12 protein-coding genes are annotated in these 12600 nt (G+C 68.9%); 4 read left to right on the forward strand and 8 right to left on the reverse strand.

Features of this window, described 5'->3' with window-relative positions:
* From AC1U89_RS10270 to rsmA, 4 genes are all read left to right on the forward strand, one after another.
* The gene (locus AC1U89_RS10270; protein ID WP_479899611.1) at window positions 1-2433 is read left to right on the forward strand and encodes an LPS-assembly protein LptD; all 2433 of its coding nucleotides are present in this window, start codon (window positions 1-3) and stop codon (window positions 2431-2433) included.
* Between the two features lie 75 nt (window positions 2434-2508).
* Window positions 2509-3858, forward strand: coding sequence for a peptidylprolyl isomerase (locus AC1U89_RS10275; protein WP_479899612.1), 1350 nt, complete (start codon window positions 2509-2511; stop codon window positions 3856-3858).
* Window positions 3855-4859: a 4-hydroxythreonine-4-phosphate dehydrogenase PdxA gene (gene pdxA / locus AC1U89_RS10280; RefSeq protein ID WP_479899613.1), complete on the forward strand. Its 1005-nt coding sequence runs from the start codon at window positions 3855-3857 to the stop codon at window positions 4857-4859. Before AC1U89_RS10275 ends, pdxA begins: the two co-directional genes overlap by 4 nt.
* 31 nt (window positions 4860-4890) lie before the next feature.
* Window positions 4891-5712 carry a 16S rRNA (adenine(1518)-N(6)/adenine(1519)-N(6))-dimethyltransferase RsmA gene (gene rsmA, locus AC1U89_RS10285; protein WP_479899614.1) on the forward strand — a complete coding sequence of 274 codons (822 nt, stop codon included), beginning with the start codon at window positions 4891-4893 and terminating at the stop codon, window positions 5710-5712.
* Here the strand turns inward: rsmA and AC1U89_RS10290 are convergent.
* From AC1U89_RS10290 to fabD, 8 genes are all read right to left on the reverse strand, one after another.
* Complete coding sequence (locus AC1U89_RS10290) at window positions 5709-6230, reverse strand: hypothetical protein (RefSeq protein WP_479899615.1); 522 nt, start codon at window positions 6228-6230, stop codon at window positions 5709-5711. The two genes, rsmA and AC1U89_RS10290, sit on opposite strands and share 4 nt — an antisense overlap.
* A 48-nt stretch (window positions 6231-6278) precedes the next feature.
* Complete coding sequence (gene gmk, locus AC1U89_RS10295; RefSeq protein WP_479899616.1) at window positions 6279-6923, reverse strand: guanylate kinase; 645 nt, start codon at window positions 6921-6923, stop codon at window positions 6279-6281.
* Window positions 6913-7794, reverse strand: a complete 882-nt coding sequence (locus AC1U89_RS10300; protein WP_479899617.1) for a YicC/YloC family endoribonuclease — start codon at window positions 7792-7794, stop codon at window positions 6913-6915. The genes gmk and AC1U89_RS10300 overlap by 11 nt, the downstream gene beginning before the upstream one ends.
* Before the next feature lies 1 nt (window position 7795).
* Window positions 7796-8935 (reverse strand): endolytic transglycosylase MltG, encoded by a 1140-nt coding sequence (mltG, locus tag AC1U89_RS10305; RefSeq protein ID WP_479899618.1) that lies wholly within the window; start codon window positions 8933-8935, stop codon window positions 7796-7798.
* On the reverse strand, window positions 8932-10212 hold the full coding sequence (gene fabF / locus AC1U89_RS10310; RefSeq protein ID WP_337687032.1) for a beta-ketoacyl-ACP synthase II: 1281 nt from the start codon (window positions 10210-10212) through the stop codon (window positions 8932-8934). The genes mltG and fabF overlap by 4 nt, the downstream gene beginning before the upstream one ends.
* 186 nt (window positions 10213-10398) lie before the next feature.
* The gene (locus tag AC1U89_RS10315) at window positions 10399-10638 is read right to left on the reverse strand and encodes an acyl carrier protein (RefSeq protein ID WP_007672577.1); all 240 of its coding nucleotides are present in this window, start codon (window positions 10636-10638) and stop codon (window positions 10399-10401) included.
* A gap of 187 nt (window positions 10639-10825) precedes the next feature.
* Window positions 10826-11566, reverse strand: coding sequence for a 3-oxoacyl-[acyl-carrier-protein] reductase (gene fabG / locus AC1U89_RS10320; RefSeq protein WP_029914631.1), 741 nt, complete (start codon window positions 11564-11566; stop codon window positions 10826-10828).
* A gap of 31 nt (window positions 11567-11597) precedes the next feature.
* On the reverse strand, window positions 11598-12542 hold the full coding sequence (gene fabD / locus AC1U89_RS10325) for an ACP S-malonyltransferase (RefSeq protein ID WP_479899619.1): 945 nt from the start codon (window positions 12540-12542) through the stop codon (window positions 11598-11600).
* Window positions 12543-12600: the final 58 nt, after the last annotated feature.

The following is a 12600-nucleotide window of genomic DNA, read 5'->3' on the forward strand; positions in this document are numbered from 1 at the left end:
ATGTTGGAGCTTCGCTGGGGGGCGAAAGAGAAGAGCCGCGCGGTCCTGCTGGCCGGTGCGGCCTGGCTCGCCCTGAGCGGCTCGGCGCAGGCGCAGCAGCCGCTCGCCACGATCCCGGCCGCGCCCGCGCCGTCGCCGGCCGTGGACGACGGCCTGGGCGACACGGGCTACTACCTGGAATCGGACCTGCTGATCCGCGACGACGCCAATCAGAAGATGATCGCCCGCGGCGACGTCGAGGCCCGCTACCAGGGGCGTACCCTGCGCGCCGACGAGGTGGTCTACGACACCAAGACCGAGGTGATCACCGCCCACGGCCACGTGACCCTGATCAACGCCGACGGCACCGCCCAGTTCGCCGACGACATGACCATGGACAAGGACATGAAGGCCGGCTTCGCCCGCCACGTGTCGGCCCGCCTGGACAAGAACATCAAGATCGCGGCCGACAGCGCCGTGCGCCGCAACGACCAGATCACCGAGCTGAACCGCGCCATCTACACGCCCTGCCAGGTGTGCGCGGAAAAGCCGAAGCCGACCTGGAGCATCCAGGCCGACAAGGTGGTCCAGGACAAGACCAAGCACCTGGTCTACTACCACGGCGCGACGATCCGCATGTGGGGCGCGCCCCTGATGTACCTGCCTGTGTTCTGGCATCCGGATCCCGAGACCGAGCGGCGCTCCGGCTTCCTGGTGCCCAAGATCGCCGTCTCCAAGAAGCGCGGCCTAGTGTACCAGCAGCCCTATCTGTTCGTGATCTCGCCGTCTCAGGATTTGGTCGTAAACCCCCAAATCAACACGAAAGTTAACCCGTTCCTGAACGCGACTTACCGCAAGCGCTTCTATTCGGGCTACGTCGAGGCGCGGGTCGGCGCCACCTACGACAAGGACTTCGACAACCACGGCGACCGCTTCGGCGAGGCGACGGCCAAGAGCTACATCCTGGCCAAGGGCGCCTTCGACATCGACCAGAACTGGAAGTGGGGCTTCACCGCCGAGCGCGCTTCCCAGGCCCTGATCTTCGACGACTACGACATCAGCGACGTCTACCAGCAGCGCGGCATGTTCTCGCCCGATGACCATCGCCTGATGTCGCAGATCTACACCACGCGCCAGACGGACCGGTCCTGGTTCTCGGCCTCGATGGTGTCGGTGCAGGGCCTGCGCGTGGTCCAGGTCAGCTCCGCGGGCCTGGCCAACCAGTTCGAGAACAGCGGCGCCTTCCCCGTGATCGGACCGCTGGTCGAAGGCCGCTGGTCGCCGGAATCGCCCATTCTGGGCGGACGGCTCCGGCTGCAGGGTTCGGGCGTGGTCCTGACCCGCTCTGAATCGCAGTTCGGTGAGCCGCCCTACGCCTACGCCGCCTACAAGGGCCAGGCCGGGGTCGACTCCGCCCGCGGCACGGTCGAGGGCGACTGGCGCGCCAGCATGATCCTGGGGCCGGGCCTGCGGGTGGAGCCCTTCGCCCAGGCCCGGGGCGACGCCTATCGCGTCAGCGACGTGTTCATCCCGACCAGCGCCATGGTCGCCGGCGACACCACCAGCATCAACTATTCGCGCGGCCTGGGCGTGGCCGGGGTCGATCTGAGCCTGCCGCTGTTCAAGCCGTTGAAGAACGGCGGCAGCGTGGTCCTGGAGCCCCTGGTCCAGCTGGCCACCGGTTCGGACAGCTCGCGCGTGCCGATCGTCGTCGCCCGCGACCCCGCCGGCAATCCGATCTATTTCAACGAAGACAGCACCAACTTCGAGCTCGACGAAACCAACCTGTTCGACGTCAACAAGTCGCCCGGCTTCGACCTCTACGAAGGCGGCACGCGTATGAACGTCGGCGGCCGCGCCACCCTGAAGCTGGCCGACGGCCGCGGCGGCAGCGTCCTGCTGGGCCGCAGCCTGCGCACCAAGGTCGATCCGCTGATGCCGACCCGCGCGGGGCTGGACCAGAAGGCTTCCGACTGGATCGTGGCGGCCACCGTCACGCCGATCCGCGGGATCAGCGCCTTCACCCGGGCCCGTTTCGACGACGACACCAGCAAGCTGAACCGCCTCGAGGCCGGCCTCGACGCCTCGGGCGCGAAGGGCTTCGCCTCCCTGCGCTACCTGAAGGACAACAAGGACACCTCGGGCCTGCGCCAGGAGAACCTGGACTTCATCGGCGACTACAAGATCCGCGAACACTGGGGCGTGACCGCCCTGGGCCGCCTGTCCTATCAGGACGCCCGCGCCTTCGGCCTGCCGGTGACCGACAGCAAGTGGTCGTGGACCCGCCGGGACCTGGGCGTCTATTACACCGACGACTGCGTCCGCCTGGATGTGATCTACCAGAACGAGGATCGCTACACCCAGACCGCCAACGGTCTGAAACTGAGGGCCGATCAATCCGTGGTGCTGCGCCTAACGCTCGCCACATTGGGCGACACACTGTACAGCGATTAGAATGTCACCGCGTCGGGGGACGCGCGATTAAGCGCGCGCCTTCCTTTGGACGCGTCTAGAGGAACGACAATACCGATGCGGTCTGCGCGTAGCGTGACGAAACTGGCGGCCTGCACCGCTTCCATCCTCGCCTTGACCGTGGCGAGCCTTGGTTCGGCGGTCCAGGCCCAGGAGGCCGCGCCTCCGTCGGCGGACGCGTCCGCCGCGGCCGCCGCGCCGCGCGCCAACCCTCTGTCGGAAAGCGTCGCCGCCGTCGTCAACGACGACATCATCTCCAGCTACGACCTGATGCAGCGCATGCGCCTGCTGATGGTGACCTCGGGCATGCAGCCCACCCAGGAGAACCTGCCCCAGCTGGAGCAGGAAGCCCTGCGGTCGCTGATCGACGAGCACGTCCAGATGCAGGAGCTGCGTCGGGTCGAGAAGGCTCAGAAGATCACGATCATCTCCACCGACCAGGAGGTTGCGGAGCAGATCCAGGACATCGCCAAGGGCAACAACATGACGGCCGACCAGCTGACTCAGCAGCTGGCGGCGCAAGGCGTGGGCATCGACACCTGGAAGGCGCAGATCCGCGCCGACAGCAGCTGGCAGGCCTGGATCAGCGGCMGCTACGGCTCGCGCCTGCGCATCGGCGACGACCAGATCAAGGCCTTCGAGCGCCGCCAGGCCGAAGCGGCCAGCAAGCCGCAGTACCAGGTCAGCGAAGTGTTCATCGACGCCCAGCGCGTGGGCGGCATGGAAGTGGCCGAGAACGGCGCCAAGCAGCTGATCACCCAGATGCAGCAGGGCGCCCCCTTCCCGGCCGTGGCGCGTCAATTCTCGGCCTCGCCGACCGCGGCCAACGGCGGCGACGCCGGCTGGGTCAGCCCCGGCGAGATGCCGCCCGAGGTCGACGCGGCGCTCGAGCAACTGCGTCCCGGCCAGCTGTCGGCCCCGGTCCCGGTGCGCGACGGCGTCTACATCATCTATCTGCGCGACAAGCGCTCGGGCGCGAAGACGGCCCTGGTCGACCTCAAGCAGGTGGCCGTGGCCCTGCCCAAGGACGCGCCCCAGGCCCAGGTCGACGCCGCCAACAAGCTGCTGGTCGACCTGAAGCCGAAGATCACCAGCTGCGAGACCCTGGAAGCCACGGCCGGCAAGGTCGACGGCGCGGTCGCCGGCGATCTGGGCGAGGCCGAGATCACCGATCTGGCCCCGGCCTTCCAGGAAGCGGCCAACAGCCTCAAGGTCGGCCAGGTCTCCGACCCGATCCGCACCGATGCGGGCCTGCACCTGATCGCGGTCTGCGGCAAGCGCCAGTCGGGCGCCCAGGCCCCGACCCACGACCAGATCGAAAATCGCCTGCGCGGCCAACAGCTTGCGCTGATCTCCAAACGTTATCTGCGAGACCTGCGCAACTCGGCGACCATCGAGACCCGGTGAAGACGACCGCCCTTGCCCTGAGCGCGGGCGATCCGGCCGGCATCGGGCCGGAGATCATCGCCAAGGCCTGGTCGGTGCTGCGCGCCGAAGGGCCGACGTTCATGGTGGTGGGCGACGCCCAGCTGCTGGCCTCGGCCGGCGGCGGGGTGAAGGTCCGCGCCGTGACCGGGCCCGTCGAGGCGATCAAGGTGTTCGGCGAGGCCCTGCCCGTCCTCGACATCCCATTGCAGGCCCCCGTGGTGGCCGGCCAGCCGTCCAGCGCCCACGCGCCGCAGGTGATCCGCTGGATCGAGACCGGGGCGGGCCTGGCCCTGTCGGGCGCCGTGGCCGGCCTGGTCACCGCTCCCATCGCCAAGGCCCCGCTCTACGACGCCGGCTTCGCCTTTCCCGGCCACACCGAGTTCCTGGCCGAACTGACCCATGTGGGCGAGCGCCAGCCGCCGCACGGCCCGATCATGATGCTGGCGGCCCGCGACCTGCGCGCCACCCTGGTGACCATCCACACGCCCCTTTCAGCGGTTCCCTCGGCCTTGTCCATCGAGGCGATCGTCAACGCCGGCCTGGTGACGGTCGAGGCCCTGCGCAGGGACTTTGGCATCGCCGTCCCGCGCCTGGCCGTGGCGGCTCTGAACCCCCACGCCGGCGAAGGCGGGGCCCTGGGCGGCGAGGAAGCGGCGATCATCGAGCCGGCGGTCCAGGCCCTTCGTGCGCAGGGCGTGCAGGTCAAGGGCCCCGCTCCCGCCGACACCCTGTTCCACGCCGAGGCCCGCGCCACCTACGACGCGGTGCTCTGCATGTACCACGACCAGGCCCTGATCCCGGTCAAGATGCTGGACTTCTGGGCCGGGGTGAACGTCACCCTGGGCCTGCCGATCGTGCGCACCTCGCCCGATCATGGTACGGGTTTCGACATCGCCGGTCGGGGCCTGGCCCGGGCCGACAGCCTGATCGCCGCCATCCGCCTGGCCGCCGAGATCGCCGACCGGCGCTCGATCGCCTGAGTCTCTGAGCCGCTAGAACCCTCGAGTCCCGATGAGCCTCGCCGACCTGCCGCCGCTCCGCGAGGTTCTCGCCGAGCATGACCTGCTGGCCAACAAGAGCTTCGGCCAGCACTTCCTGCTGGACCTGAACATCACCCGCAAGATCGCCCGGCTGTCCGAGGTGGGCGAAGGCGACGTGGTGATCGAGGTCGGCCCCGGCCCMGGCGGCCTGACCCGCGCCCTGCTGGAGACCGGCGCCCGCGTGGTGGCCGTGGAAATGGACAAGCGGTTCGTCCCGCTGCTCGAGGAGCTGGGCGCGGCCGCCGAAGGCCGTCTGACCCTCGTCCAGGGCGACGCCCTGAAGGTCGACATGGCCGCCATCGCCGGCGGCCCGGCCCATATGGTCTCCAACCTGCCCTACAACGTCGGCACGCCGCTGCTGATCAACTGGCTGACGGGTCCCTTCCGGCCGCTGTCGATGACCCTGATGTTCCAGAAGGAAGTCGCCGACCGCATCGCCGCCGACACCGACGACGACGCCTATGGCCGCTTGGCCGTGGTCTCGCAGACCGTCTGCAGCGCCAAGGTGGTCATGGACCTGCYGGCCCGCGCCTTCACCCCGCCGCCCAAGGTGGCCTCGGCCGTGGTGCGGCTGGTCCCGTTGGCGCCAGCGCCGGACAAGGCCCTGGTCGCCGCTCTGGAGAAAGTCACCGCCGCCGCCTTCGGCCAGCGCCGCAAGATGCTGCGTTCCAGCCTCAAGGGCCTGGGCGGCGCGGCCCTGTGCGAAAAGGCCGGGATCAACCCCGACGCCCGGGCCGAGACCATCGACGTGGCGGGGTTCCAGGCCCTGGCGAGGGCGCTGCTGGCGGGCTAGCGCCCCTCCTCGATCGTCCGGAACTCGGAGACCAGAGGCAGCCAGAGCCAGCGATCGCCGCGCCGCGTGCCGCCGATCTCGACCAGATAGAGGTCGATCTTGTCCCCGGGCTTGAGCTCCTTCGGGAAAAACGTCGCGACTGGACCCTGGACCGGCAGCCAGTACTCCACGCCGTCCAGGGTGAAGAGATAGCTGTCGGTGAAAATGCCGGCGAGGTTCTCGCGCTGGCTGCTCTTCAGCCAATCACGGATGAACTTCAGCTCTTCCGCGTCGAGGGGGCGTGACTGCCCTGTATAGGTCGCCGGGGTCCGCCAACGTTGGCCGCCCTGATTGAAGTAGCTCGTCAGGAACACGCCCGGCCGGCCCGGAATGGGCTGGCTCGCGACCTCGATGAATTCGGCCCGGGCCTTCGACAGCGTCGTCGGCTGGAAGGCGTCGTAGTCGAAGCCCTGCGCCCAGGCCCCGTTCGCGACCAGGGCGAACGCGGCGGCGGCGAGGATTGTTCGAAGCGCTTTCATGCCCGCATGCTACCCACGCGCGCACTTAAGGCAACGCTTGCCGAGCCCTCAGACCTCTTCCTTCAGCAGGTCGGCCACCAGGTTGCCGATCCACGGGTTGCGGGCCCGGCGCTGACGCTCGGCGTGATAGATGTGGGCCAGGTCCGAATAGGCCTTGTCGAAGTCGTCGTTGAGGATGACGTAGTCGAACCGTTCCCAGTCGGCGACCTCGGCCTTGGCGCGCGACAGGCGGCGGGCGATCACCTCTTCGCTGTCCTGGCTGCGGGCGTGCAGGCGGCGGCTCATCTCGGCCAGCGACGGCGGCAGGACGTAGATCAGCACAGAGTCGTCGGGCATCTGGGCGTGGACCTTCATCGCGCCCTGGAAGTCGATGTCGAACAGCACGCTCTCGCCGCGCTCCAGCGCGTCGACCACGGGCCCGCGCGGGCTGCCGTAGTGGTTGCCGTAGACCTCGGCCCACTCCAGGAAGGCGTCGTCCTGGATCATCACCTGGAACTTCTCGCGGGTGACGAAGTGGTAGTCGCGGCCGTCGTGCTCGCCCGGACGCGGGTCGCGGGTGGTGGCGCTGATCGACAGGTGCAGGTCGTTGTGGTCGGCCACCAGGCGGCGGGTCAGCGACGTCTTGCCGACGCCCGACGGGGCCACGACCATCATCAGCAGGCCGCGCGTGCGTCCATGCGGGTTATTCGACATTCTGAACCTGTTCCCGGAATTGCTCGATCGTGGCCTTCAGATCCAGGCCGTGGGCGGTCAAGGCGGTCAGGGCCGACTTGCTGCAAAGGGTGTTGGCCTCGCGCATGAACTCCTGACTGAGGAAGTCCAGGCGACGGCCGGCGGCCGCGTCGGCGGCCAGCAGGGCGCGGGCGGCGGCCACGTGGCTGGCCAGGCGGTCCAGTTCCTCGCGCACGTCGGCCTTCACGGCCATGGCGGCGGCTTCCTGGACGATGCGCTCCTCCGAGGCGGCCTCGCCGATCAGCTCGGTCAGCTTGCGGGCGTAGCGCTCCTTGAGCACGGCCGGCTGGCCGGCGGCCTCCTGCGAGGCCAGGACGGTCAGGGCCTCGATGCGGTCGACCGCGCCGGTCAGGATCGGGGCCAGGGCGGCCCCCTCCTCCAGCCGCGCGGCCTTCAGCCCGTCCAGGGCCTGGGCGATCGTGGCGGACATGGCGGCCTCGACCTCGGCGCGGTCCTCGGCGGCATCGTCCTCGTCGCGGGCGTCGACCACGCCGCGCAGGGCCAGCAGGCCGTCCAGGGTGGGCTTGGCGACCATGCCGGTGGCCACATAGGGCGCGCCGGCCTTCAGATAGCGCTCCAGCGCCTCGACATTGATCTGCACCGCGGCCTGGGCCTCGGCGCGCTTGGCCTGCAGGTTGACGGTCAGCTGGCCGCGCTGGAAGCGGGCCTGGGCGCCGTCGCGGGCCGCACGGTCCAGGCCCTCGAAGCCCGGCGGGCCCCGGAAGCGGGTCTCGAGATTGCGACCGTTGACGCTGCGCGCCTCCACCGCCCACGACCAGGCCCCGTGCGAGCCCTCGACGCGGGCGAAGCCGGTCATGCCCGACAGCGCCATCCTACCCTCCCGCGAGCGGGGTCTTCGCGCCCTCCTGGGCCGCGGCCTTGGACCGCTCAACCTGCCGCCACTTGGCGACATTGTGCTMGTGTTCTTCGTAGGTCGAGGCGAAGACGTGGCCGCCGGTGCCGTCGGCGACGAAATAGAGATCGTCGCTCTTCATCGGATTGAGCACGGCTTCCAGGGCGGCCTTGCCCGGATTGGCGATCGGGGTCGGCGGCAGGCCGGTGATCAGATAGGTGTTGTAGGGCGTCTCGCGCTGCAGTTCCGACTGCAGGATGCCCCGGCCCAGCGGGCGACCGCGGGTCAGGCCGTAGATGATCGTCGGATCGCTGCCCAGGCGGATGCCCTGGCGAAGGCGGTTGATGAACACCGCCGCCACGTGGGGACGTTCGCGGGCCAGGCCGGTTTCCTTCTCGACGATCGAGGCCAGGGTCACGGCCTGGTCCTTGGTCTCGAACGGCAGGCCCGGCTGACGCGCGGCCCAAAGCTTGTCCAGCAGCGCGTCGCGGTCGTCCATCATCCGCTGCAGCACCGCCGCGCGGTCCTCGCCGCGTTGGACCTGGTAGGTCTCGGGCAGGACCGAGCCTTCCGGCGGCGTCGGCACGGTGCCGGTCAGTTCCGGGGCGCGCATCAGGATGTCGACCACCATGTCCGAGGTCAGGCCCTCGGCGATGGTCACCTGGTGGCGGACGATCTTGCCGTCGCGGATCTTGGCCAGCACTTGGCTGAGCGAGGCCTTGGAGGCGAACTCGTATTCCCCGGCCTTCAGCTTGCGGGCCGCGCCCGTGGTCTGGGCGGCGGTCAGGAACAGCGAGGACGAGCGGATCACGCCCGCCTGCTCCAGGCTGGAGGCGATCTCGGGCAGGCTGGCGCCGCGCCGCAGGACGACGGTGGTGACGTCGCCCGAACGGGCGGCCGGGCCCGGGCCCTGGTAGATCCACACGGCGACCAGCACCACCACCATGGCGGCCAGGCCCAGCATGGTCAGCAGGCCGGCGCCCGTGGCGGCGATGCGGCGTCCGACCGGCGCGGTCTCGCGCCGGCGCGGATTGGCCTTGCGGGGAGCCCCCGTCTTCGGAGCCGGACGCGGGGTCCGGCGTTGGGGCCCGTTCTTCAAGGAGGAGGGCTTCCGGCTCACGAGACTTTGCGGAACACGACGGAGGCGTTGGTGCCGCCGAAACCGAAGCTGTTGGACACGGCCACGTCGATCTTGTGCGGCACGGCCTTGTTCGGCGCCAGGTTCATGGCGACGCTCACGTCCGGGTTGTCCAGGTTGATGGTCGGCGGGGCGATCTGGTCACGGATCGCCAGGACCGAGAAGATCGCCTCGATCGCGCCGGCCGCGCCCAGCAGGTGGCCGGTCATCGACTTGGTCGACGACATCACCACGTTCTTGGCGTGATCGCCCAGGAAGCGCTCGACGGCCCCGGCCTCGATGCCGTCGGCCATGGTCGAGGTGCCGTGGGCGTTGACGTAGTCGATGTCCGACGGCGCCAGGCCGGCGTCCTTCACGGCCGCCGACAGGGCCCGGAAGCCGCCGTCGCCGTCTTCCGACGGGGCGGTGATGTGGTAGGCGTCGCCCGACAGGCCGTAGCCGATGACCTCGGCGTAGATCTTGGCCCCGCGCGCCTTGGCGTGCTCGTACTCTTCCAGCACCACGACGCCGGCGCCCTCGCCCATCACGAAGCCGTCGCGGTCCTTGTCATAGGGACGCGAGGCCTTTTCAGGCGTGTCGTTGAAAGCGGTGGCCACGGCGCGGCAGGCGATGAAGCCGGCCATGCCGACCTTGCAGACGGCCGCTTCCGCGCCGCCGGCGATCATCACGTCGGCGTCGCCGTACTTGATCAGGCGCGTGGCGTCGCCGATGGCGTGCGCGCCGGTGGCGCAGGCGGTGACCACGGCGTGGTTGGGGCCCTTGAAGCCGTAGCGGATCGAGACCTGGCCCGAGATCAGGTTGATCAGGGCCGAGGAGATGAAGAACGGGCTGACGCGGCGCGGCCCCTTGGCTTCCAGCTCCAGGGCGGTGTCGGCGATCGTCGACAGGCCGCCGATGCCCGAGCCGAGAATCACGCCGGTCCGGTACTTGTCTTCCTCGGTCTCCGGGACCCAGCCCGAATCCTTCACCGCTTCGTCCGCGGCGGCGATGCCGTACAGGATGAAGTCGTCGACGCGCTTCTGGTCGCGCGGGCTCATGGTCAGGTCGGGGTTGAACGATCCCTCGACGTCCGGACCGCCGCCGCCGCGACCGTCGACGCGCGGAACCTCGCAGGCGACCTGGCAGGCGTATTCGGTCGGATCGAAGGCCGAGATCCTGTTCGCGCCGGACTTGCCGGCCAGGATGTTCTTCCAGGTGACATCGACGCCCTGACCCAGAGGGGTCAGGAGGCCAAGCCCGGTGACGACAACTCTACGCATGGATCACTCCCAACCTTCGCATCGCGGTCATATGGGGATGCTGACGACTCGGACAGCCCCACGCTTCCCCTGATTCAAGGCCTCGAATCTCGGCCACATACGAAAACCGCCGCGCGCACGATGGCAAGAGCCCGTGCGACGCGGCGGTTGATAGTCCCGTTCGCTGAAATACGCGAACCCGACGCCTTAGGCGCCGGTCTTTTCCGTGATGAACTTCACGGCGTCACCGACGGTCTGGATGTGCTCGGCGGCGTCATCCGGAATTTCGATGTCGAATTCTTCTTCGAACGCCATGACCAGCTCGACGTTGTCGAGGCTGTCGGCGCCCAGGTCGTCGATGAAGCTGGCCTTTTCGGTGACCTTTTCCGGATCGGCGTCCAGGTGCTCGATGACGATCTTACGCACGCGCTCGAGAATGTCGGACATTCTGTTAGTCCCTCGTTTTGAATCTTGCAGTACCGCGGGACGCTCGGACGAACCTCGCCCCCACGGGAATTGTCGGGCCACCGCCTATCACGTTCCTTTTCGAGTGACTAGCGGCACGTCCGATTAGAAATGTGGGCTTTCGTCTTTCCAAGCAGAAAGGCGCGGAGCCCAGGAAAAGACGGCCCGTCTAGATCATGGCCATGCCGCCGTTGACGTGCAAGGTCTGACCCGTGACGTAGCCGCCCTGGTCACTGGCGAGGTAAACGCACGCAGCGGCGATATCGCTCCCCTCGCCCAGACGTCCGGCGGGGATGGTCGACAGGATGCCGGCCTTCTGCTGCTCGTTCAGGGCGTCGGTCATCGGGCTGGCGATGAAGCCGGGGGCCACGCAGTTGACGGTCACGTTACGGCTGGCCAGCTCCTGGGCCAGGGCCTTGGAGAAGCCGATCATGCCGGCCTTGGAGGCGGCGTAGTTGGTCTGGCCCGGATTGCCGGTGACGCCGACGATCGAGGTGATGCCGATGATCCGGCCCGAACGACGCTTCATCATGCCCTTGGCGGCCGCGCGGGCCAGGCGGAAATAGCCTTCCAGGTTCACCTTGATCACGGTGTCCCAGTCCTCGTCCTTCATGCGGACGATCAGGCCGTCGCGGGTGATTCCGGCGTTGGCGATCACGATGTCCAGCGGCGCGCCGGCGGCTTCCTCGGCCTTGGCGACCAGGCCGTCGACCTGTTCGGCGTCCGAGAGATTCGCGGCCACGGTCGAGACGCGCTCGCCGAACTGGGCCTTCAGCTCGGCCAGGGCCGATTCGCGGGTGCCGGACAGCACGACATGCGCGCCCTGCTCGTGCAGGGCCTTGGCGATGGCCCCGCCGATGCCGCCCGTGGCGCCGGTGACGAGGGCGGTCTTGCCGGTGAGATCGAACATTTTGGGTTTCCTCCCCAAGGAAGAATGGGGGTTAGAGGGATTTCGCGAAGGCTTCCAGGTCGGCCGGGCTGTTCAGGGGAACGGCTTCGGCGTCCGGAGCGATCCGCTTGGCCATGCCCGACAGCACCTTGCCGGCGCCGGCCTCGGCGAAGCGGGTGACGCCGCCTTCATTGGCCAGCCAGGTCATGCTTTCGCGCCAGCGGACGCGGCCTGTGACCTGTTCGACCAGCAGCTTGCGGATGACGTCGGGATCGTGGACCGGCGCGGCGGTGACGTTGGCCACCAGCGGGGCGCGGGGCGCGACGATGGTGGTCCGGGCCAGGGCTTCGGCCATCTCGTCGGCGGCCGGCTGCATCAGCGGGCAGTGGAACGGGGCCGAGACGTTCAGCGGGATGGCCCGCGCGCCCAGCTCCTTGGCCTTCTCGATGGCCTTGTCCACGGCGGCCTTGGCGCCGGAGATCACCACGTTGCCGTTGTTGTTGTCGTTGGCCACGACGCAGACGCCGACCTCCGAACCGGCCGCGGCGGCGGCCTCGGCCAGGGCCAGGTCGGTCTTGGGGCCGATCAGCGAGGCCATGGCGCCCTCGCCCACCGGCACGGCGCGCTGCATGGCCTGGCCGCGCAGCTTCAGCAGGCGGGCGGTGTCGGCCAGGGTGATCGCGCCGGCGGCGGCCAGGGCGCTGTATTCGCCCAGGCTGTGGCCGGCCACGAAGGCGGCCTTGTCGATCCCGACGCCGAATTCCTTCTCCAGCGTGCGGGTCACCGCCAGGCTGACGGCCATCAGGGCCGGCTGGGCGTTCTCCGTCAGGGTCAGGTCGCCCTCGGGGCCCTCGACCATCAGCTGGAAGAGCTTCTGGCCCAGGGCGTCGTCGATCTCCTGGAAGACCTCGCGGGCGGCCGAAAAGGCCTGGGCGAGATCGGCGCCCATGCCGACCGTCTGGCTGCCCTGCCCCGGGAAGATGAAGGCGATGCTCATGGCCCGCTCCGTCGTTACAAATCCAAGGGCGGGAGGGTTATGGGATCACCGCGTCACG

This window comes from Caulobacter sp. 05T431, from assembly GCF_056665975.1.